Consider the following 23,525-nt stretch of genomic DNA (forward strand, 5'->3'; position numbering starts at 1 on the left):
GCGCATGTGCGTGTACCCATGGCGAATTTAATGATTTATTTTGAGCTGTGGCAGCGAAAGGAGAAAAATCGCTGCGCAAGTGGGGCAAAAACGTTGGAGATTTTCAAAATTTCGTCGGAGTTTTTTCGGAAAACGATGGACTTTTTCAAAATTTCGTCGGAGTTTTTGCGGAAAACGATGGACTTTTTCAAAATTTCGTTGGAGATTTTTCGGCAAACGTTGGAGATTTTCCGAAAAACGATGGACTTATCTTTTTCGTGCAGTGACGCCTGCGAGGTTGGTAGAGCTGGGGCGAAATCTAAAGAAAGAGAAAGACAAAACTCTGGGGCATGAAATAAAACAGTGGCTTCAAAATCCTCTCTCTCTCCTTGGTCTTGAAACAAAAAGATGTATCTTTGCATCAGGCTTCTCTGTGCTAAAGTTGTGGGACGACAACCACCGAACGAAGACGCGCGCAACGAAGCCAACGAAGAGGATTTCCACCGATTTATCCCCCCTAAGCATCCATTCTTTTATGTCCATGAAACACATTTTCTTCCTGTTTTTAGCCTTTTGTTGCTCTCTTTGCACTGCGTTTGCCGCTGAGCGTGAATGTGCCACTGCCGATACGCTAGAATTGATACCAGCCCCCATTTCCTATGTGAAGACCCGTGGAGCAATGAAGATGAGTGGACCCTTGCGACTGGTGATCAACGTGAAGGGGAAAGACCGCCAGTGGTTGTGCCAGCAGTGGACAGCGGCATTTTCTGCCTTGACCTTCGACAAAGGGGCAAAGCGCGTGTTGCGCATCCAGCTGACGAAGCCCAATCAGACTAAGAGCGAGGAGGGCTATCAGTTGCGCATCACGCCTCGCGCCATCCACATCGAAGCCACCACGATGACGGGCGTGTTTTATGCCCTCCAAACCTTGCGCCAACTCGAAGCGCAGGGCAGTGTGGCGTGCTGTGAAATAAAGGACGCTCCCCAATATCCCTACCGAGGACTCATGCTCGACTGCTCGCGCCATTTTTGGACCAAGGAGTTTATCTTAAAGCAGTTGGACGCGATGGCTTATCTCAAGATGAATCGTCTGCATTTGCATCTCACCGATGATGCTGGATGGCGCATGGAAATCAAGCAATATCCTGCACTGACCGAAAAGACGGCTTGGCGTGTGGGGGCAAACTGGGCTGAATGGCGCGAACAAGGACAACGCTATGCGCACAAAGACGACAAGGGGGCTTCGGGGGGCTACTACACGCAGCAGGATTTGCGAGAAATCGTGGCTTATGCGGCGGCACGTCATATCACGGTGGTGCCCGAAATCGAGATGCCCGGACACAGTGCCGAGGTGCTGTATGCCTATCCCGAACTGCAGTGTGCGCAGGCGCAGGAGCGGAACAGCGACTTGTGTGTGGGCAATGAGCAGACCTTTGTTTTTCTCGAAAACGTGTTGCGCGAGGTGATGCAGGTGTTTCCCTCGCGCTACATTCACATCGGAGGCGACGAAGCCTCGCGCCAAGCGTGGAGCACCTGTCCGCGCTGTCAGCAGCGCATGCAGGCGGAGGGCTTGAACTCAGTGGCAGAACTGCAGGCTTATCTCACGCAGCGCATGGCGCGTTTTCTCCACAGCCAGGGCAGAACCTTGCTAGGATGGGATGAAATCTTGGAGGGGCAGTTGCCGCCCAATGCCGTGGTGATGTCGTGGCGCGGCGAAGAAGGGGGCATCGCTGCTGCGAAAGCGGGGCACGATGTCATCATGACCCCTGGTCGCTATTGTTATTTGGATCGCTATCAAGACTATCCCCCTTCGCAGCCCAAGGCTTTCGGCAGTTATATGTCGCTGGAGCAGTGCTATGACTACGCTCCAGCAGGGCAGTTGCCCGACAGCATCGCCCGTCATATCTTAGGTTTGCAGGGCAATCTGTGGACAGAACAAGTGCCCACCATGGCGCAGTGCGAATACATGCTCTATCCGCGTCTGCTGGCAATAGCCGAAAATGGCTGGAGCCGCGCCAAGACCGACTATGCCGACTTCCACCGCAGAGCTTTGCACCTGCAAGATGTGCTCGTGAGTCGGGGTTATCATCCCTTCGACCTGCGCAAGGAGGTGGGCGAGCGTGCCGAGAAGAAAGCCCCGATGGCGCATTTGGCAGTGGGCAAGAGGGTAGTGTATCATGCGCCCTACGCAGCCAACTATCCTGCTTCGGGCGATGGCGCTTTGGTAGATGGCAAGAGTGGCGGATGGGATTTCCAAGATGGGGCATGGCAAGGCTTCATCGGGGCAGACCGCCTGGACGTGACCATTGATTTGGGAGCAGTGACTCCGTTGAGACTCATCAAAGCGGCGTTCTTCCAGTCGGTCAGTGCCGAGATTTACGCGCCTGCCGAGGTGGTGATTCAGGTGTCGGACGATGGGGTGCACTTCGAACAGCTCGACCAGCAGCACAATGTGGTGGACCTTGCTACGGATTTTAAGGTGCAGACGCTGGAGTGGCGCGGAGAGCGCAAGACGCGTTTCATCCGTTATCAGGCGAAGGCTGGCGCGCAAGGTGGCTGGATCTTCACCGATGAGATTTGTGTGGAGTGACGCAACGACTGCCGTTGTGTGACGAATTTATGGACAAACCCACGTGTTGCAGAGCGATTTTGCAAAGGGCACGGGAGGTTTGTCCTTTTTTTTCATCATATAGTGTCCTAAAACACTCATTTTTTGTTTGAATAAACTGTAAAGGAGTGGATAAAAGTTGGAAAAATGGCACGGAAACCTTGAAAAGGTAAGCTAGAGATGGGAGAAATGGTGCAAAAGGTGAACTAAGTGTCACGGAGTGTTGCGGGAATACCCCCCATTTTGTAATGTCTAGAGCAACAAAATGCCGTTTTTTAAGTTAAAAAGACGATAGTTGTGGTCAAGATGCTATTTTTTTTAGCTGAAGTGTTGGAATTCTCCATTACATTTTCTACATTTGCAAATATGACCCTCCTGAAGTTGTCAATTTGATAGGGAACGGTGTCGGAATATGTTACGAATTTCTATTTTATACGTCGCAAAACGACTTTCGGAAGATAGAAGCTCCATTTTCCACACTCCCACCATTCGGAAACGATTTCCTACGATGGGTGAATGATTTCCCTCGATGCGATAGACCACTCATATTATATTGTGACAGTTTCGGCAGAACACGATGACTCCTCCCTCTCCTGAAGCGAAAAAGGGCAGTGAGTGAGCGTCCTCCATAGATTAACTGCGCATCTACGATAGAACAAAAAGGCAGGGTGGTGCCAAGACAGGGCTGGCATAGCGCAATGTCCCCCTTCGCACCTCGAGCCGCTATGCAGAACCAACCGCATCGCTCTTTCCCCGACATCGTAAGCGCCGCCATCAGCTGCAAAGACAGCGCAGGCGCAACAATTCTCGACAATAAGATAAGTATAATAGATAAACCGAACAAACATGAACAAGAAGTTAGCACTCCTCAGTCTCAGTCTGCTCATGGCCGGCGGTGCTGTCGCTCAAAACACTGCGACAGGACAAATGATCGGTCACGTGTCTGACCCCGATGGGCAGCCTGTGGCACGCGCCGCTGTGAAAGTGGGCGAACGTGTAGTTGCCGTGACCGACAAGAACGGTAATTTCACCCTTACCAAGTTGCCTGCTGGTACTCGATCTGTCACCATCAGCTTCATCGGCATGAAGAGTATTAAAACCACTGTGTCCAGCACGATGAACGTGACCATGGAGTGGGACAATGCTAACCTCGATGAGGTGATGGTGGTGGCTTATGGTACTGCCAAGAAGTCCAGCTTCACCGGTTCGGCTGCAACCATCAAGGCAGAAGACATCAACAAGCTCCAAGTGGCTAACCCCGTGGAAGGCTTGAAGGGTCGTGTGGCTGGTGTGCAAATCTATAGCAACTCTGGTCGTCCTGATGGTGGCACTCCCACCATCCGCATCCGTGGTATCTCCTCCATCAACGCGGGCAACGCTCCGCTCATCATCGTGGACGGTGCGCCCTATGGTGGCGATTTGGCATCGATCAACCAACAAGACATCGAGAGCTTCTCTGTGCTCAAGGATGCGGCTTCGGCTGCCCTCTATGGTGCTCGTGGTGCCAACGGTGTGATCATCATCACCACCAAGCGCACACGCAGTAATCACGGTGCACGTGTGACCTTCGATAGCAAGTGGGGCGTGAACCAAGTGGCACAACAACGCTACGAAACCGTGCGCGACGTGGCTGGCTACTACGAGGCTTATCACCAAGCCCTCCGCAACGAGAGCCTATATGAAAACCTCAACCCGGCTGGCGGCTACAAGCTCGGCAACGAAGCGGATGCTTACAAGTTTGCCAATGAAAACCTAAATGAACGTTTGGGCTACATGGTCTACACCTTGCCCGAGGGTCAAAATCTCATCCTCGAGAATGGCAAGCTCAACCCTGCTGCCAAACTCGGTAGCGTGGTGAAAGGTAAGGATGCTTCTGGCAATGCCACTGACTACACCCTCCTGCCCGACGACTGGTATGACTTGGCTTACAGTCCCTCTTTGCGCCAAGAGTATAGCCTCAATGTGGCAAAGGGCAACGACAATAGCAACATCTATTTCTCAATGGGTTACCTGGACAACAAGGGTATCCTCCAAAACACCGACTTCAAGCGCTTAACTGCTCGCTTGAAAGCCGACTGGGCTGCCAAGGATTGGCTCAACTTCAACACCAACATCAGTTATACCAATTCTAGAACGCACGATGTGGGTGGTGAAGGCGACTCTCATAGCTCTGGTTCTGTCTTCGCTTTGGTCAATGGCATTGCTCCCATCTATCCTGCTTATCTCCGCGATGGCAAGGGCAACATCATGGTGGACAACATGGGCTTCACCCGCTACGACTATGGTAAGAAGGGCTATCTCCCCATGAACCGTCCTTTCTTGAGCTACTCAAATCCCCTCTCGGACAACGCACTCAACTATAGCGGTGAGCAAGTGCACACCCTCCACGCCAATGTAGGTGCTGATGTAGAACTCGGCAAGGGCTTCAAATTTGTCACCAACAACACCCTCTATGTCATCGCTGCTCGTGGCGAAAGCCTAGCCAATCCCTACTACGGTCAGAGCGCAGAGTCTAGCAAGGGTCAAGTGGCTGTAGGTAGCGACCTCAATGTACGTCACAACTTCCAACAGCTCCTCAACTACTCTCGCACCTTTGGTGGCGTGCACAACGTGGAAGCCCTCGTGGGTCACGAATACTATCGTTTTAATAGTTACGCTTTGTCGGGCTCGCGTAATAACCTTGTGGACAACAAGAACCACGAACTCGGTGGTGGTCTTGAAAATGGTACGCCCTCTTCAAAAGCTGGTCTCTACAACACCGAAGGATGGTTTGCACGTGCCAACTATAGCCTCTTCGAACGCTACTTTGCTTCAGCTTCGTTCCGTCGCGATGCTTCTTCTCGCTTCCATCCCAATCACCGCTGGGGCAACTTCTGGAGCCTCTCTGGTGCGTGGATCCTCTCTAAGGAAGCCTTCTTCAAGGCGAAGTGGGTGGACGAACTCAAGCTCAAGGCGTCTTATGGTGAACAAGGTAATGATGGTATCAGCGATTACCTCTACACCACGACTTATACCTTCAAGAACAGCAACGGTAGCTTGGCACTTGTGCCACGCCTGTTGGGTAATGAGAACATTTCTTGGGAGAAAAACGGTAACTTCAACGTGGGTGTTGAATTCTCTTTCTTCAAGGGTCGCTTGAGCGGTCAGGTGGAAGTGTTCAACCGCAGCACTCACGACATGCTCTCTAGCTACAGCTTGCCACGCTCTTATGGCTTCACCAGCTATTATACCAACATCGGCAACATGAGCAACCGCGGTGTGGAAGTGGAACTCAATGCTGACCTCGTGCGCAACAGCAAGTTCACTTGGAGCGTTGGTGTCAACTTCACCCACTATAAGAACCAAATCACCTCTATCCCCGACCAAAAGAAGCTCAAAGAATATGAAGGTCACAAAGGATATGAGAGCGGCGACTACTTCTACGGCGAAGGATTGCCCATGTGGACACGCTTCTTGTATCGCTCTGCCGGTGTAGACGAAAAGACCGGTGAGATGACTTACTACGCTTGGGCACCTCGCTACGACCTCTCTAAGCCTAAGAAGGTAACCGATGCCAACGGCAATGAGGTGCAACAGGTAGACCGCTGGGGAGAACCTGTGTATGAAATCCTCAAAAAGAAGGTAACCGATGCCAACGGCAAGACAGAAGAAGTGCCCGTGGCTATGGACCGTCTCACCAAGACTACGGTAGCTTCTGAAGCTAGCTACTTCCTCGGCAAGAATCCTCACCCCGATCTCTATGGTGGTTTCAACACTCGCCTTGCTTATGCTGGTTTTGACCTCGGTCTCGACTTCAGCTTCCAACTCGGTGGCTATATCCTCGACAAGGACTATGCTAACTTGATGGATGGTCTCTCTGGAGAATTCGGTGGATCGGCAGTGCACAAAGACGCGCTGACCCAGTCTTGGACACCTACCAATCGCCATGCGAAATATCCTCGCTTGCAGGCTGGAACGGCTTTGAGCACCAATAGCTCAGCTGATGTTGATACTTACTATGTGAGTGCTTCGTTCTTGAACTTGAACAACGTGAACTTCGGTTACACTGTGCCTAAGGAGTTCTTGTATCGTTATACCAAGGGACAAGTGAAAAATCTCCGTCTCTACGTTTCTGCAGACAATGTTTACTACTGGTCAGCACGTAAGGGTCTCGACCCACGTCAGTCGGTGTCTAGCTCTAAGCAAGTGCAATACTCTCCCGTACGCACCATCTCTGGTGGTCTTACACTTACGTTCTAGTATCAATTAGACATATTAGACGTTAGATGTTAGACATTAGACGTTAGACATTAGACATTAGATATTAGACGTTATATGTTCTACAATTCTAGTTTGATGTTTAATATAAGATGTCTGAGACACAGCGTTTGATGTTTAAAGTCATAGATTAAAAACACCAGATACTAGACCCTTGCCGCAAGGCTCTAACGTCTAAATTCTAACGTCTAACGTCTAACGTCTAGCATCTAACGTCTAAATTCTAGATAATAGACCCTTGCCGCATGGCTCTAACGTCTAACGTCTAGCGTCTAACGTCTAACTTATAATAAAGCATTTCCACAATGAAATCTCCATATCTCCACCTTTTGAAGCAAAGCACGGCTGCCGTGCGTGCAACGCTTCGCAATGTGCGCCACCAAGTGCCAGCTCTCGCGCTCGCTGGTGTGGCTTCACTCTCCCTCTTCACTGCCTGCATGGAAGACACCTTCCCTTCTGGCATGTACACCCAAGAACAACTCAACGAAAGCTCCAAGGCGAAAGAAGGTGCGTTCTGGGCAATTCCTTCTAGCATCGTTCAGCCCACCGGCGACCACTGGGAGTTTGGATGGGGCAGCTTGATGCACATTCGCGACGTGATGACGGGCGACATGACCAAACCTTTTTTGAGGTACGACCACTTCCGCGCCTACTCACAAAACCTGGCCCTGGGACAAGACTACACTCGTGGTGACTTTGTCTATATGGCTTACTATGATGTGATCCTCGCTGCCAACACCAGCATCAAAGGTTATGTGGCAAACGAAGCCAACCTCAGCGATGGCGAAAAGGGACTCTTGAGTGCTGCTTATGCTTTCCGCGGACTCTCTTATCTCGAACTCGCTTCGATGTTTGAATTCCTCCCCAACGAGTTTTTCCCCGATGGACGCAATGCACAAGGCAATGTGGTGACCAACCTCACCGTGCCCATTGTCACTGATGCTGTGAGCCAACAAGAGGCATACAAAAACCCCCGTGCTACCCACAAGCAAATGTTTGACTTCATCCTTTCTGACCTCGACAAGGCAGAAGCCAACATCAGCCACCTCGATGCCAACACCAAAGATGTGCCTCACCTCGATGTGGTCTATGGTATCAAGGCTCGCCTCTACCTCTGGGATGGTCAGTATGAAAAGGCTGCTGAATATGCACGCAAGGCTATCGAAGCCCATAACGGTTCACCCCTCACTGCTGCACAATGGAATGATCCTATCACTGGTTTCAACTCTCCCAATAACGGTAGTTGGATGCTCTCGGCTACTGCCAATAAGGAAACTCTTGGCGATCGTTACAATCTCTCCAACTGGACGGGCTGGATGTCGTCTGAAACTCAATACGGATATGCTGGTGGCGCTGGAGTCTTTGTACGCATAGACCGCTCACTCTACGACAAGATTGCCGACACCGACTTCCGTAAGCTCTCCTTCAAAGCTCCTAAGGGACATGCGCTCGAAGGCAAAACTACTTTCATTGATGCTGCCATCGGGGCAGAACTGGATCCTTACACTACGGTCAAGTTCCGTCCTGGACAAGGCAACATCTCTACTCACACCATCGGCTCTGTTTGTAGCTATCCCTTGATGCGTGTGGAAGAAATGTATCTCATCGAAGCGGAAGCTGCAGCACACACTGATGGTGCCAAGGGAGCTGCTTTGCTCAACACCTTCATGAAGACTTATCGCGACGCCAACTACAACTGCACACTCAGCAACAGCGACGAGGTGGTGCAAGAAGTGGTGCTCCAAAAGCGCATCGAACTTTGGGGTGAAGGTCGCTCTTTCTTCGACATCAAGCGTTTGAACATGTCGGTGACGCGTGCTTATGACGGTACTAATGTCCCCCAACCCGTACGTTACAACACCAATGGTCGCCCTGCTTGGATGAACTTCGTGTTGCCAAAGTTTGAAGGTGTGTACAACACTCCTGTCTACAACTACAACAACCCCGACCCATCAGGTCGTTATCGCCCCGTAAAATAATCTCTTCTCGGATCATCCATCCTGGATGGAGCATCTATCTCCCCAAGTCCTCACTTGGGGAGATTTTTGTTTTTGTTCCTCCTTTGAGGATTTCAGCTGCGACATGGCGTGTAGATTTTCGGTACTAGGATCTTCAATTCTTCTGCTACTCGAGGAGAGGAAGGGTAGAGTAGAGACCAGGGAAAACAAGGGTTGTGTATATGGATAATACTTTTGCTGTCAGATTCAGCATGTAATATAGTCTAGTTGTCAGATTCACCATGTAGATTATAGTCTAGGTGTCAGATTCACCATGTAATATTGTCTAGTTGTCAGTTTCACCATGTATTATAGTCTAGGTGTCAGATTCACCATGTAATATTGTCTAGTTGTCAGTTTCACCATGTAGATTATAGTCTGGGTGCTAGGATTAAAAAAGCCGCTTCGTGTCTTGTGTATATGGATAAAAAGGTGTATCTTTGCATCGCATTTCGGAAATCGTCCGTTAGCCCTTGGGTTTAGCCCTTTGCTATGTCCCATTGATCAACCAGGATTGGAGAGGTGCTCGAGTGGTTGAAGAGGCACGCCTGGAAAGCGTGTAAACGTCAAAAGCGTTTCGGGGGTTCGAATCCCCCTCTCTCCGCAAAGTGGCTTCAAGATGACTTCAAAAAGGTAGTCAGAATAGCCTTCAAAATTAGCGTAAATCGTTGTAAGCATAAGTCTTACAACGATTTTTCTTTGTATATAAGCCTACACAGTGACGGCTAAACCCTAGGTTTTGATAGGCATCATTCGGTCAAATTCTGCTACATAAACTGCTACACAAAATAATGCTACAGAAAAAGTGTAGCAGTGAAGGCAAAAAGAAGGGCAAAATGAAAAGAGAAAGAAATATGAAATAAAGGAAGTAACGCAATTTCTTTCAATGTATTAGTAATTATTGCTGTCCGGTAAACTTGCAAACGGCACAAGAAAGTTTACCGGACAGCAATAATCTCAAAGAGACTATCGAAGCCAACTATAAATCAATCAAACAAGAAATTCTCTCGCTCGTGGAATTGGAAACGGAACGCATCAAAGCGGATCCGGCTCTTGCTCACTTAATCAAAAAGTAGATAATTTACTAGCCTATGTTCTCAAGTTTTTTGCGAAAGATAATCATTTTGAGATAGCATTTCATTCTGTATTCATGTAAGGAGATTGTAAGTTTGCACTTTTTGCTGAAAATCGCCCCTATCAGTTGTTTGATAAGAGATGATAAAACACAAATATCCTAACAGAAAGTGTGTCAATAAGCATTTATCACAAAGTTCGGAAAACAAAGGACTACTCTCGGAAATTGGTTGGAGATGTTCCCAAATGCTTCTGCACAAATCGGCTGAAATAGGCAGGTGAGGAGAAATCAAAAAAATCGGAAATCTGAGTAAATGTCATTTTTCTCTCTTGCAGCAGACGACGGATATGAATGGTTGTAAAGCGGGATATCCAATAGTTGGCGGTTTTTCCACTCACGCTCTTGCAGAGCTCGGAGAGATACTTGGGGGTGATGCAGAGCTTATCAGCATAATAACCCACCTCGCGATGCTTCACATAATCTCCATGTTCAAGCATCTGCATGAAGCGCGTGATGATGTTGGTGTCTTGAAACGAGACATTTGATAAGCCGTTGTGGAAGGCATGGGCATCAAAAAAATCAAGAAACATCATCTGTGTGGCACATATCAGTATATCTTCGTGGAACAGACTTTGGTCGTTTGCCAGCCTCTGTTCTATCTGTATGAAGTCTTGCCGGATCCGTTCAAACTGCTCTTTGTCCATTTCTATCACTGGGCAGGAAAAGAGAGCCAAGGAGCCTTTGATGCCATAGTTGTTGCGTGGGGTACACAACTCCAAAAACTCAGGTGTCGTGTAGATACACATGACCTCCAGGTCGGCCGAAGGTTGCATATTCTCCAGCAAATGTTGAAGCCCTACTATCATAGCTTCGCCCACTTTCAACTGAAACGGATGTCCGTCAAAAGTAAAATCAAACCGACCGCGCATGCAGATAATGTGCGCCACATAATCTGCATGTGCGGTCGTACCGAAACCTTTGAGTCCGTGTTCGACAATGAGGTTAGCTTTGTTGAACGGCATAAGATGTTTTTTTAATCAATCACCGCAAAGATAACCTTTTTTCTTGTATCAAAAAGCATTATGGCTAAAAATGTTGCCATAATGCTTCAGTTTGATATTTCGTTTTGCTGATGTCGGTTAGGAAGATCTATCAAAGATGCTTCCCGAAGAAAGTCAAAAGTTCGTTTACATTCTCTTTCACATATTTCTCCATGTCGTACATTTCAAAGTGCGTGGCACCTAAGGTAAGGTGGAAATATTTGGGATTGGGGGCATTATCAAACATTTCCTTTGCTCCCTCAGTGGTAAAGGCTTTTTCCCCCGCTATGACGAGATAGGGCACTTTCAGTTCGCGCACCGTCTCAGTGGGATGGAACTTGTGCCATGCCAGCTGACTCCAAACTGGTGTAGGACATGCCTGAACGGCTGCTCCTCGGTCGGGGTTGCGATAGTAGGCCTCTCCCTCGCTGCCCTTTATCAGATCGAGTCGCTGCACTTCACCTCCCTTTTCATAATCAGCTTTCATTTTCATCAGATTCTCATCAGTATTGGTTTTAATGTCAGTCATCATGATGAATGGCGCAATGCTGGCGATGGCTTTCACGCGATTGTCGTTGCGTAGTCCGTTGGGAACATATACGCCCGATCCGCAGATACCCACAGCACCGATGTGGTCTTTATCTATGTTGTCGAGTGTTTGCAAAAAACTGACAGCTGACCGTAAATCAGCTCCTTTTATCTCGGGATCTTCGTAGCCACGCGGATGTCCCTCACTGGCACCGATATAGCTATGGTCGAACACCAGCGTGGCATATCCTGCCTCGGCCAAAAGCTGTGCATAGATGCTCTGCGTCTGTTCCTTCACACTGTACATCGGACCGTCCACGATGATGGCCTTGAGTTTCTCGCCTTGCTTCCATGTACGAGGATGATAGAGAATACCTGCCAATATAAAACCATTTTCCTGCTGTTTGAACACAACGGGAGTACGGTCTACATTCTCTACGGGTGCTTTGATTACTTGTACTTCTTCTGTCATATTATTGTTTGTTTTGTTAGTATTTATTGCTTGTGCTATCATTGTTGCTGTGGTCATCGATAGCAATCCGGTCAATAAAATTCTTCTTGTTTTCATTCGCTTTTAAAATTGTGCTTGCAAAGATACAGATAGTTTGAGAGAAAAACCTTACAAAAAAGTCGGTTGTGAAGCACAAAATATCGGAGGTTACGATTGCCGCACCTGATAGTGCAGCCACACGCAGTCTGCGCCGAGCCGTTCCACATCGAGCAGGCGGAGCGTCAGTCCTTGCGGCCAATCGGTTTCTTCACCCCGATATTCTATGATGGACGGTGCTCCCTGACAGCCGTCGAGCTGCGGACTGACCACAACGCTCAGCTCACTAACAAGTCCGGCTTGGAAAAAACTTCCGTTGATGAAGCCATCGCCTTGCAGTGATATGTGCCATAGGCCAAACTCATTGCAGAGGCTTTCCATGGCTTTTCCAAAATCCATTCCGTCTAATCCCGCGAAGACATAACTTATCTGCATATCCTCCAGGAACTCTAGGTAATCAGCGCTGACATTCTCTCCAACAACGGCGATGATATTGTCGCCACGAAGCTGATTTGCTGTAAAACGTATATCGCCGTCGGGCACGAGGGCTATCATCTGCCGCCGGCTGCTACAGTCACCTACAAACGTGTGCAGTTGGTCTGGAAAAACCTTGTGGCAGGCACATGCGTCGAATCTTTCTGGGAAGAACTGTTTCACGGTATTGGTTCCTAAAATCCACGCATCTGTTCCTAACCGCTGCCCGATAGCATGATATTGCGCCATCCTCTCACTGGCGTCGCATTCTTTATCTGGCGCGATCCAGCGGCTGTTGTCGACTTTGCCGTATATGGGTGTCATGATATGGCAAATTATCTGTGGTTTCATTTTCTATCTTACAGTTTTTATTTTACAGTTTTATTTCTGTTCGTTATCTCTTGGTCATCTTTTTGCCTTTCATTACATTGATACCCTTTTGCAGGTTATCGCGACGCATATCATCAATGCCGTATATGGTGTCTCCCTTAGTTTGGTACTCTATATTTTACCGTATGTCTGTTATACCAGCTTGCTTTTGCCAAAATCTTACAGCATCGTTCAGCCATCCCTCTGCTGCTGTTCTCTGTCCTAGTCCGAAACCGTGAGGCATACCACACGTAGAAATCGTTCTTATAGTGCGATGCCTTCACCATGTCGGCCAAGAAAGCCACTGTCTCTTCTGGCATGCTTGCCCCGCCAAACATTTCTATGTGCCAGTTGTCTCCGCTCATAGGCAGGTACCAGCGGCTGTAGGGAAAGGCTTGTTCGAAGATATACCACGTGGTAATGGCACCGAGCGAGAAGCCGCCTATGGCGCGATGGGCACGTGACGCGATAATGCCCGCCTTGTCAGTACTCTCCGCGTAAGTGCTATAGCGGCTTTCCACAGCAGGTATGAGGTCGTTTATATATTCGCTGGAGAATACGGCAGCCTCACGCGTGCTCTCTCCCCAGTCTTTGGCACGGTTGTCCTTGTCCCAAGTGGGCGATACGGCAATGAATGGCTTTGTGAGTCCTCGGGCTATCATGTTGTCGAAGAGGTTCTTCATCTGAGGCAAGTTCTCCTGGCCGAAGTATTGTTCGGCAGTTCCCGTCCAGCCGTGTAGCAGATAGATGATGTCGTACTTCTTTGAGGCGTCATAGCCGTATGGCAGATAGATGTAGGCGGGCTTATGCGTCGCAGGTCGGTCAGCTTGGGTATAGTCCTTCGACTCATATTGTAGCAGTTCTACCGTTCCCTGGTCGGCGGCAGGTTGAAAACAATCCGCGGGCACGGGTGTGGTTGTCTGTACAACGGTCTTTGTCGGATTATCACTGATCATATTTTCAGGTGCATGGAAATTTTCTGAACAAGCTGCACAGCAAAGTACCGATGTAGCAAACAGTAGACATGTTGACATTGATTTTTTCATTTTTCATTGCTTGTTGGTTTCCTACTGCAAAGCTAGATAGAAAGCAAGAAGCCAGCTTTATACAAAAGTCGGCTTCTCGTTCCCTTTTCAGATATAATCCATGTTTACCGTGGAGCGAACCCCATGAACAACTTGGTGATTTCAGGGTCGTGATGGCTCGGCATGATGATAGGCTGGCCGGTGTCCAACTTTAAGATTTCATTCATTTCCTTGTCGGTTAGAGTGAAGTCGAAGAGTTGTAGGTTTTGCGCCATGCGCTCCTTGTGTGTGGATTTCGGTATGATGATTATGCCACGCTGCAACAGATAGCGCAGGGCCACCTGTGGTCCGGTCTTGCCGTGAGCAGCTCCGATAGCAGCCAAGGTCTCATTGGTGAAGAATCCATTCTTACCTTCAGCCAATGGTCCCCACGACATGTGTGCTACGCCCAGCTCGTCCATATACTTGCGAGCCTCTGTCTGCTGGAAGAATACATGTGTTTCCACCTGGTTTACTGCTGGAACGACATCCACAAAGTGGCTGAGGTCAATGAGATGATCGGGATAGAAATTGCTCACACCGATAGCTCTCACCTTGCCCGCTTTCAAGGCGTCTTCCAGCGCGCGATAGGCGTTGTAGCGGTCGCCGAAAGGCTGGTGGAGCAGCATCAGGTCGATGTAGTCGGTGCCGAGCTTACGCAGACTCTCGTCGATGCTGCGTGCCGCTGCGTCGTTCTCGTAGTTGCCCATCCAAATTTTATCTACCAAGAAAACGTCCTCGCGCTTGATGCCGCTCTTCCTGATGGCAGTGCCCACGCCTTCCTCGTTTTGATAGGCCTGAGCCGTGTCGATCATTCTGTACCCCACGCTCAACGCATCGGCCACACAACGCTCAGCCTCTACAGGCGATATTTGAAACACGCCGTAGCCCAGCTGCGGCATTTCCACTCCATTGTTCAGTTTGATTGTATCCATATTCATCATTTTAATTGTTATTGTTTTTTATTTCCGAGTGCAAAGATACGCCGTTTATGTGTAATCAGCTTTACACAAAAGTCTATTTACCATGCATTTTTTACAGAAAGTAAATGCCATAGGCTTGCTTGTCTTTATAAAATTACAAAGCTGTGGTAAATCAGAATGAAAAGATGCCAATGCACGTCCGGCACTGAAAGAAACAGACAGAGACTTCACCAGTACAACTATATATTCGTTGCCTGTCCGGTCTGGTGGTTCGATGTCCCGATGATTATGCACACGTTCTACGACACATACCGTAAGCAGCTGCAAGGTAGGACGCTCATTCCCTTCGGCACTCACGAGATGAGCAGAATAGGTGGACTGGTGAGAGCCATGCAAACCGACTTGGGTATCTCTGGTATCACCTATCTGCAAGAACTCGGGCTCATAGGGCGCACCATCGGTACTGCCGACTCTCGACAGCAGGTGGAGACATGGCTCGCCCAACTTGGATTCAGTGAGAATAGATAAAAAAGGATACAGGAAAAGGAGGGTTGTGTTAATCCAGTGTACCTTTCTGATAAAATGATAAGAGCGACCGAATTTTGTGTAAGGATTCCTTGCTATAAATATTATACCTTTGCATTATGAACCCAAAAAGAAAGAACAGACGAACAAATTTTTAATCATCCTTGCATTGCTGCTCGTTGTAGCAGGCTGCAAGGGCAAAGTAAAGGAAAGCAATATGCAAAACAACAATATGGGACAAAAAGTCCTCGTAGCTTATTTTTCTTATATGGGCACCACCAAGGGGTATGCCGAGAAAATAGCCAAAATGACCAATGCCGACCTTTTCGAAATCGAGGCGGCACAACCCTATACGGCTGCCGACGTGGATTGGCAGGACGACCATTCGCGTGTGAACCGCGAAATGAAGACCGAACCCGACAGCCGGCCAGCCATTGCCCGAAAGGTGGACAACATGAAAGATTATGACGTGGTATTCGTGGGCTTTCCCATCTGGTGGTACATAGCTCCGAACATCATCAACACCTTCCTCGAAGCACACGACTTCAAGGGGAAGACAATCATTCCCTGCTTCACCTCCCACAGCAGCGGTCCGGGTGAAACCGACAAGAATCTACACAAGTCAATCAATTATGACGTTACATGGAAACCAGCCGTGCGTGTGAACCGGTGGAACGACAAAGAGTTGGAAGACTGGGTCAGTCACTGCGGTAAGTTTGTGTCCCATTTATGATGAATGACAAAACGCAAATATGATGATGAATAGATTAGCAAAGACGGGCATTTTGCTGCTTACGGGTTATGGCTGCCTGTTCGGGAGATAATGAGAATGTACCAGAGCAGGACCAGACGCAAATCAGTAGAATGCAGATACAATTGATGTTGAACCCGAATGTCAGATACGTAAGACATTTTCAATCAAATATATAGAATGAATAAATTAATATCAGTAATAATCGTAATAATGATGACAATAACCAATATTTATGCACAGCATTACGGCGAAGAGGGACCGACCCTGACGCCGAACAATCTCGGACTGGTCTATGAGAACGCTATTGAGAAGAACGAGGACGGCAAGGTAAACATTCATAAAGTGAAATATACCGTAGACGGGATTGAGGTCGTGGGCAATGTCTATACACCAGCAGGCTACACGCCGCAAGGAAACTACGCAGCCATTGTGGTGGCGCATCCTAACGGAGGAAGTAAGGATCAGACTGCCGGGCTCTATGCCCAACGATTGGCGGAAGCGGGCTTTGTAACCCTGGCTTTCGACGCACGCTATCAAGGAGAAAGCGGTGGCGAACCACGTCGCACCGACAAGCCGGCTTTCCGAATCGGTGATATCAGCGGTGCCGTGGACTTCATACAGAACTATCCCGGTGTCGCCCCGGAACGAATCGGAGCTTTCGGCATCTGTGGCGGTGGCGGTTATACGTTTGCTACGGCTCAGGCGGATAAGCGCATCAAAGCTGTGGCTACATTGAGCCTGTTCAATACGGGCGAAGTACGCCGCAACGGCTTTATGCGCACTCAGATGAACACCATCCAGGAACGACAGAAAGAGGCATCACTGGCAAGACAGAAAGAAGCTGCAGGCGAAAAGCCCGAAGTACTGGGCTTTGCAGATATGTCGCCAGAGGAGGCACGCAAAATAAAGGTAGACCTTTATCGCGAGGGCTTTTTCTATTATGCCGTTACACACCGTACACCTAACGCGCCAGGCAGTTACCTGAAAAGTTCGTTGATGGATATGATGGCATGGGACGCTACCGACCATGCTGACCTCATCAGCCAGCCTCTGCTTGTGATTGCAGGCGAAAAGGCAGACAGCAGGTATATGTCGGAAGAGGCTTTTGCCAAGGCAACGGGTACGGCAGACAAGGCTCTCTTTATCGTTCCAGGCGCTACACATATCCAGACATATTTTGTCAAGGAGTATGTTGAGCAGATTGTTAGCAAGATAGACCAGTTCTTCATCAACCATCTGTAATAAAGAATTTGCAGCGAACCGCCACACTGGCATCAATGCTCTTACAGACAAATATTGCAAACATCATTTATATTTACAAGAACAATCAAATAAGAAAAGAATAATGGAAAAGAGAATATTAGGCAAAGACCTTGAAGTGTCAGCAATAGGATTGGGCTGTATGGGCATGAGCCACGGATATGGTGAGCCAAAGGACAAGAAAGAGATGATCGCCCTTATCCGCAAGGCACATGATTTGGGTGTCGACTTCTTCGATACCGCAGAGTGTTATGGCCCGTATATCAACGAAGAACTCGTTGGCGAAGCCTTAGAGCCTATTCGTAATGAAGTGAAGATAGCAACGAAGTTTGGTATCCAGCTGAGGGGCTTCAAGCAGATACACGACTCTTCTCCAGCAACAATCCGTGAGAGCGTGGAGGGTTCGCTGCGTCGACTTCGCACAGATCATATCGACCTTTATTATCAACACCGTGTGGACAAGAACACACCGATTGAGGAGGTAGCCGATGCAGTAGCTCAACTCATGAGAGAAGGGAAAGTGCTCCACTGGGGAATGTCGGAAGCAGGTATAGACAATATCCGTCGTGCCAATGCCGTTCTTCCACTTACCGCTATACAGAGTGAATACTCTATGTTTTGGCGTGAATCGGAAGAAAAGCTCTTAGGAACATTGGAGGAATTGGGTATAGGACTCGTACCTTTCAGCCCGTTAGGCAAAGGATTCCTCACCGGTACAATAACAAAAGATGCCAAATTTGGAAATAACGACTTCCGTTCTACGGTGCCTCGCTTCTCACAAGAGAATATTGAAGCAAATATGGTTATCGTAGATTTGGTTAAGACTATAGCCCAACGAAAGAATATCACTCCAGCACAGGTGGCTCTCTCATGGCTTAAAGCGCAGCGACCATTCATTGTTCCAATCCCCGGTAGCAGGAGCTTGAGACACATGGAGGATAACATTGCCGCTGCCGAAGTCACTTACACCGAGGCTGAAATGGCGGAAATCAACAAAGCTTTGGACAACATTGTCTTGAAAGGTGACCGGTATTCGGCGGAAAGTCAGAAGAATATAGACAGATAAAGTGGCGCAAACATAGAAAACACTCAGAGAAATGAGAACAAGACAAATTATTATCGCTGCCATGCTGGTGATGTCGGCTGGCGCAATGGCACAACAGCCCTTGTCAATAGCCAGGCAGGGTAGCTTCTCGGTGGGTGGGAAGACGATTCTTCATGAAGGGAAGTATGATAATTCGAAGTTTATCGGCTGGGCTGAACAAGATGAAACGGGACAGAGCAGTCGGGTGGACCATGCTTTTGTTAATTATCAGGTGCCAGCTGATGCCCGTAAGCTCCCACTCGTATTCGTGCATGGCTATGGCGGCTCAGGTGTTTGCTGGGAAATGACGCCTGATGGTCGTGAGGGCTTCTCTACGCTTATGCTGCGTCATGGCTATCCAACCTATGTAATGGATCTTCCTGGGCGCGGTCGGGCAGGAAGAACATCGTCCACAACAACAGTAAAACCCTTGGCAGACGAAATGTTCTGGTTTGATATTTGGCGCATTGGGGTATGGCCCGAATATAATAAAGAGGTACAGTTCAAGACCGACTCAACCTATCTGAGCCAGTTCTTCCGCGAGATGACACCTGATCTTAGCGACCATACGCAGGACATCCCCGCCATTGACGCTTTGGTGAAGAAACTCGACTCTGCCATACTCGTCACCCATTCGGCAGGTGGCTTCCCTGGTTGGATGGCTGCGATGCAGAATCCTAAGGTAAAGGCAGTGGCTGCTTATGAGCCTGGAGTATATGTTTTTCCAGAGGGTGAAGTGCCTGCCAAGATTGACGGGTTGACTGGCGGCAGTACCGGAGTCCCTGTGCCAATGAGCCTTTTCAGGCGCTTGACGGAGATTCCCATAGTGATGTATTTCGGCGATTACATTCCGGAGAAACCCAGCAAGAATCTTGGTGATGAGAACTGGCGCGTGCGCTTGCAGATGGGACGTAAGTTTGTTGAATGTATCAATCGTCATGGTGGCAATGCCAAGTTAGTTGAGCTTCCAAAGGAGGGAATTCATGGTAACACCCACTTCTTGATGCAGGACTTGAACAATGATGTCCTCGCTGATGTTTTTGCGAGGTGGCTAAGTCTGAATCATTTAGATATTAAGTAATCATTGGAAAGCGTGTGAAAAAGAAAATAATCATAGCACTGATGACTGTTGTAACAACTGCTTCAGCGATGTCACAGACTCGTGTCGAAGAGTTCCAACAACCTTATCCGGCAGGGCAGAAAAATCCCCCAACGGCTAATTTTACGGGGGATGTGTGGCTGTCTCCACTAATAAAGAACGACAGTCTGCAACTCCCAGCTATCAATGTGACCTTCGCTCCTGGTTGTATCAACTCATGGCATTACCACACAGGCGGTCAGATACTCGTTGCGACGGCAGGTACTGGCTACTATCAAGAGCAAGGAAAGCCTGCCCGCCGTCTGCATGCCGGTGACATTGTGGAGATTGCCCCGGGGGTGGTTCACTGGCATGGCGCGACACCCGACAACTGGTTTGCCCACGTGGCAGTCATTCCCAACAGTAAGACAAACAGGACTGTATGGCAGAATCCTGTGGGAAAAACTGCTTATCATGCAGCTGTCAAGGAGAGCGACAGCGTATCTGCCGCCAAAAGTCTCACAGCTCGTGAGCGAGCAATTATCGCACTCGGCTCATATACGGGTAAAGGCGACTTGAACGGGCTTCGCTTTGCCATTGCGCATGGCTTCGAGGCTGGAATGACACAAAACGAAATAAAGGAAGTTCTTATTCATGCCTATGCTTATTGTGGCTTCCCACGCTCATTACGTGCCATACAAACAATGATGGAAGTGGTCGAGGCTCGCAAGGCTGAAGGCATCAACGATCCTGTAGGGCGTGTAGCAAGTCCAGTGAAGGCAAAGGGGGACAAATATCGACGTGGAGCCGATATATTGGCAGAGTTGACAGGCGTACCATTCAGCGCATCTAAAGTCGGTTATGCGGCTTTTGCCCCAGCGATAGACACTTTCTTGAAAGAACATCTCTTTGCTGACATTTTCGAGCGTGATTTGCTCAGCTATCGGGAAAGGGAACTTGGCACGGTTTCTATCCTTGCTGGCGTGGGTGGTGTAGAACCGATGCTGAGGGCGCACATGACTATCTGTCAGAATCTTGGGGTCACTCACAATCAGCTGAGCGAATTGATAGATATAATCGAATTCAATCTTGGGAAACAATATGCAGCCCCAGCTATTAAAGTACATAATCTTTTGACAGATAAGGGATAGATATATACTGTAGATATAAATGGGCAGGGATTCTTGAAAAGGATTTCTGCTCTTTTTGTCTATACTGAATTATTGCTGTCCGGTAAAAGTTTTTCTGATGATAAAAATAAGGCTGAAACCCTCTTGCAGGATTTCAGCCTCTTTTGTTACTTTGCTTGTTGGAAAAAAACACTAGTAACATGAGCAAAAGTACATATTTTGCCGGACAGCCGCTCTGTGAGTTGTCAAAAAGCCTGGGAGAAGCAGCTGTATATGATGGATGCTACCACAATCATGCTCTTTGACAACATTCTTAAGGGAGTAGGTAGACATCCTAAAAGCGGAAAGAAGAAAGGTGGCATGAAGGTACACACCATTATGAGGTGTCAAGTAGGTGTACCGATGGTGGTAGAACTGACCTCTACTGCCCAACACGATCATGATCTTCTCAAAAAGGTGCACCTGCCCCAAGATGTCACCTTGGCAATAGGAAGTTTACCGGACAACAATAGTTCTCTGGAAGTGTTCTTTTTTCTGCTTGTCCACAAATTGGTAGAATTTATAAGGGTCAAGACAAGCACCAATCTGACCCTCCCCAATGTTAGCCCAAGTACGCACTTCTTGGATAGCCTCTTTACGTGCTTTCCGACTCGTGATGGGTGACTTCTTGAAGAGAGCCATACATTTCTTCCAAGCGGTTTTACCATCATAGAGGCGACGATAGCCATAAGCTAGCCATGTTATGAGAGAATCGCAAGGGTGTTCAGCAAAGCGAGCCTCGTCTATGCTTAGCGCTTGTCTGAATTTCTCTTTGCCACGTGGAGTATCATTAGCACAATAGTAGTGGTCGCCCAGATGAAACAAAAGGCAAGATTGGTTAGCGAAACGTCCATCGCGTTCAAGCTGTTCTAACATGTGGAGAGCTTCCGATTGTCGACCAGCAACATCGAGGAGGAAGACTTTTCTAGAATAGGCTTCCCAAAGAGAAGAGTCTAGCTGTATGGCATGATCAAGAATCAGAATCAGTGAATCCGTCTTGCCATTGAATGTCATAATCTGTGTGCTTTGCACAAGTCGCTTTGCTTCTTCTCGATTGTCTTTTTGCAAATCATGCATGCTTACCATGCTCATACAAAGCACAGCCAACAGAAGAGTGAGTAAATGTTTCATCGTAAATGAAGTGTTTTAGTGAAACGTTTTCTTGAAACAAACGAGCAAGTCTAAATCGTGAAAATGTTTTGGACTATGTCATGTCGGCGAAAACGTCTTTTGAAAAGGAGTCGGTAATAGCTACTTTTTCGATGGTTTTGGAGCACCAACTCTACCCTCAATGATTGTCTCGTGAATCCGAGAACCGCTTAGAGGGGATGAGTTAAGCTTATTCATCAGGAGCCTTAATTAAGGGATATCCATTTGCACAATTGCTGGTGAGCAATGTGTCTATTGTGTTCACGTCAAAGTTCACAACACCATATAGTTCTGGATTGTCGTTGAGGTTGAGATAAGTGATTTTGTGTTGCTGGTCGTAAGGGAGACAAAGACGAATCGACAGCAATTCACAATGCTCTGCATTAACATGACGAATGCTCGGAGGGAGCACTAGACGCTTCACACGATTATAAGCAACATCTAATTGCTCTAACTTTGGAAATAGCTCTGGATAGAAGCCTACAAAGCGTTTAGTCCCTATATCAGTAGATGATTTGGGCATGTTTATCAGAACAAACTTCATGTTGTTGTGGCTGATATTAAGAAATACCAAGTCTTGAGGAAACAGAAGAGCATTGTCCAAACTTCGTATCTCATTGTACGAAATATCCAGCGTATCTATATGATACATGGATAGATTAGGCATAGTCTTAAGCTGTTGATGGCTAAGATCGCAATACCCGATATGACTTCCTGCAGGAAATTCGTAGAGAGCTTTGAGTCCTTTGACTGGCGTCTGGCTACCATTGAAGTCTAAGAATAGCACAAACAAGAAGATAAACAAGATATTCATTGGAAGTAGTCTAGATGGTTATATAGATCATATTTCAAACCGATTTCTTCCCCGCGGCGCTGATTGTAATCAAGTCTTTTGTGCTCAGCTGGCGTACCTTTTCTTATAATACGTAGCGTATGAAGAGGCATCCAAGAGTAGACCCTGAGTACGATTGGTGACAGACGAGGATTGTAACTGATATTTGCTACAAGAATACGAGACGTTTCGCACTTCAAGTGCATATTATGCTCTATGTAATGTACCAAATCGTTGTAAGATAGATCGAGCAGGTCCATATTCCGAAACAAAGGAATGAATGCTGTTATTCTGTTGTGTGAGAAATTAAGCACCCGAAGGTCTGGAGCATAGAGTTCATTCCATACGATTGTGTCGGACAAATGATTATACGACACATTGAGCTTTTTCAAAGCGATGGGAAGATTTCGCATATTGATACTCCTAATGTTATTGTGCGAAAGGTTGAGCGATTCGATATCGTACATGGAGAGTATCGGAACTTCTGTGAGATTTTGTCCTGATAAATCAAGGTATTTAATGTGAGTTCCCCATGGTAATTGGTAAAGCTTAGCAAGTTTGTCTCCTCCAGACGAACCTTTTAAGCTGAAAGATAAGCAACAGAAGAAAGAAAGCAATAAGCCAAGTCCAAGCAAGGTGGTACGCAGCTTATGAAGTGCAAGAGACTTAGTCATAATTTATCGGAGTATTAGAAACAGTTGGTATTCTCTGATTGCCTCACTGATTGCCCCATGGTCATATTTGAGCATATAAATATGTTCGCGGTCGGGATGGAATGGAGCATCTGCCCCAATGAATCCTTCCCCCCACCAC

Annotated in this window: 18 protein-coding genes and 1 tRNA gene; 11 read left to right on the forward strand and 8 right to left on the reverse strand. The window is 47.9% G+C overall.

Annotated features, from left to right (window positions below):
• Positions 1-47: 47 nt before the first annotated feature.
• The 5 genes from BQ2633_RS08825 to BQ2633_RS08845 all read left to right on the forward strand — a co-directional run bounded on the left by BQ2633_RS08825 (position 48) and on the right by BQ2633_RS08845 (position 9,445).
• On the forward strand, positions 48-266 hold the full coding sequence (locus BQ2633_RS08825; protein WP_141700178.1) for a hypothetical protein: 219 nt from the start codon (positions 48-50) through the stop codon (positions 264-266).
• A gap of 248 nt (positions 267-514) precedes the next feature.
• Positions 515-2,569, forward strand: coding sequence for a glycoside hydrolase family 20 protein (locus BQ2633_RS08830; RefSeq protein WP_075566543.1), 2,055 nt, complete (start codon positions 515-517; stop codon positions 2,567-2,569).
• A gap of 864 nt (positions 2,570-3,433) precedes the next feature.
• Entirely contained in the window at positions 3,434-6,826 is a 3,393-nt protein-coding gene (locus BQ2633_RS08835; protein ID WP_075566544.1) for a SusC/RagA family TonB-linked outer membrane protein, read from the forward strand.
• A gap of 323 nt (positions 6,827-7,149) precedes the next feature.
• Positions 7,150-8,823, forward strand: coding sequence for a RagB/SusD family nutrient uptake outer membrane protein (locus tag BQ2633_RS08840; RefSeq protein ID WP_075566545.1), 1,674 nt, complete (start codon positions 7,150-7,152; stop codon positions 8,821-8,823).
• A gap of 534 nt (positions 8,824-9,357) precedes the next feature.
• Positions 9,358-9,445: transfer RNA gene (locus BQ2633_RS08845), tRNA-Ser, on the forward strand.
• A gap of 683 nt (positions 9,446-10,128) precedes the next feature.
• Here the strand turns inward: BQ2633_RS08845 and BQ2633_RS08850 are convergent.
• The 5 genes from BQ2633_RS08850 to BQ2633_RS08870 all read right to left on the reverse strand — a co-directional run bounded on the left by BQ2633_RS08850 (position 10,129) and on the right by BQ2633_RS08870 (position 14,873).
• Positions 10,129-10,938, reverse strand: a complete 810-nt coding sequence (locus BQ2633_RS08850) for an AraC family transcriptional regulator (RefSeq protein ID WP_075566547.1) — start codon at positions 10,936-10,938, stop codon at positions 10,129-10,131.
• Between the two features lie 130 nt (positions 10,939-11,068).
• A complete protein-coding gene (locus BQ2633_RS08855) occupies positions 11,069-11,956 on the reverse strand; it encodes an alpha/beta hydrolase (protein ID WP_075566549.1) in 888 nt (295 codons plus the stop codon).
• A 186-nt stretch (positions 11,957-12,142) separates the two neighbouring features.
• Positions 12,143-12,856 carry a dihydrofolate reductase family protein gene (locus tag BQ2633_RS08860; RefSeq protein WP_075566550.1) on the reverse strand — a complete coding sequence of 238 codons (714 nt, stop codon included), beginning with the start codon at positions 12,854-12,856 and terminating at the stop codon, positions 12,143-12,145.
• Between the two features lie 137 nt (positions 12,857-12,993).
• Positions 12,994-13,830, reverse strand: coding sequence for an alpha/beta hydrolase-fold protein (locus tag BQ2633_RS08865; protein WP_075566552.1), 837 nt, complete (start codon positions 13,828-13,830; stop codon positions 12,994-12,996).
• Between the two features lie 194 nt (positions 13,831-14,024).
• On the reverse strand, positions 14,025-14,873 hold the full coding sequence (locus BQ2633_RS08870; protein ID WP_075567345.1) for an aldo/keto reductase: 849 nt from the start codon (positions 14,871-14,873) through the stop codon (positions 14,025-14,027).
• 165 nt (positions 14,874-15,038) lie between these two features.
• Between BQ2633_RS08870 and BQ2633_RS08875 the strand changes: the two genes are divergently transcribed.
• From BQ2633_RS08875 to BQ2633_RS08900, 6 genes are all read left to right on the forward strand, one after another.
• Entirely contained in the window at positions 15,039-15,389 is a 351-nt protein-coding gene (locus BQ2633_RS08875) for a flavodoxin family protein (protein ID WP_075566553.1), read from the forward strand.
• A 229-nt stretch (positions 15,390-15,618) separates the two neighbouring features.
• Positions 15,619-16,119 (forward strand): flavodoxin, encoded by a 501-nt coding sequence (locus BQ2633_RS08880; RefSeq protein WP_075567346.1) that lies wholly within the window; start codon positions 15,619-15,621, stop codon positions 16,117-16,119.
• Positions 16,120-16,482: 363 nt separating this feature from the next.
• A complete protein-coding gene (locus BQ2633_RS08885) occupies positions 16,483-17,382 on the forward strand; it encodes an alpha/beta hydrolase (RefSeq protein ID WP_346048506.1) in 900 nt (299 codons plus the stop codon).
• A 103-nt stretch (positions 17,383-17,485) separates the two neighbouring features.
• Positions 17,486-18,466 (forward strand): aldo/keto reductase, encoded by a 981-nt coding sequence (locus BQ2633_RS08890; RefSeq protein WP_075566557.1) that lies wholly within the window; start codon positions 17,486-17,488, stop codon positions 18,464-18,466.
• Between the two features lie 61 nt (positions 18,467-18,527).
• The gene (locus tag BQ2633_RS08895) at positions 18,528-19,565 is read left to right on the forward strand and encodes an alpha/beta hydrolase (protein WP_428829845.1); all 1,038 of its coding nucleotides are present in this window, start codon (positions 18,528-18,530) and stop codon (positions 19,563-19,565) included.
• Between the two features lie 14 nt (positions 19,566-19,579).
• Positions 19,580-20,713 (forward strand): cupin domain-containing carboxymuconolactone decarboxylase family protein, encoded by a 1,134-nt coding sequence (locus tag BQ2633_RS08900; RefSeq protein WP_075566561.1) that lies wholly within the window; start codon positions 19,580-19,582, stop codon positions 20,711-20,713.
• Positions 20,714-21,187: 474 nt separating this feature from the next.
• Here the strand turns inward: BQ2633_RS08900 and BQ2633_RS11340 are convergent, their stop codons facing one another.
• The 3 genes from BQ2633_RS11340 to BQ2633_RS08915 all read right to left on the reverse strand — a co-directional run bounded on the left by BQ2633_RS11340 (position 21,188) and on the right by BQ2633_RS08915 (position 23,386).
• Positions 21,188-21,862 (reverse strand): hypothetical protein, encoded by a 675-nt coding sequence (locus BQ2633_RS11340; RefSeq protein WP_141700181.1) that lies wholly within the window; start codon positions 21,860-21,862, stop codon positions 21,188-21,190.
• A gap of 208 nt (positions 21,863-22,070) precedes the next feature.
• A complete protein-coding gene (locus BQ2633_RS08910; protein ID WP_075566563.1) occupies positions 22,071-22,694 on the reverse strand; it encodes a hypothetical protein in 624 nt (207 codons plus the stop codon).
• Positions 22,691-23,386: a leucine-rich repeat domain-containing protein gene (locus tag BQ2633_RS08915; RefSeq protein WP_075566565.1), complete on the reverse strand. Its 696-nt coding sequence runs from the start codon at positions 23,384-23,386 to the stop codon at positions 22,691-22,693. The genes BQ2633_RS08910 and BQ2633_RS08915 overlap by 4 nt, the downstream gene beginning before the upstream one ends.
• Positions 23,387-23,525: the final 139 nt, after the last annotated feature.

Origin of the sequence: Ihuprevotella massiliensis (assembly GCA_900095835.1) — a bacterium.
Taxonomy (GTDB): domain Bacteria; phylum Bacteroidota; class Bacteroidia; order Bacteroidales; family Bacteroidaceae; genus Alloprevotella; species Alloprevotella massiliensis.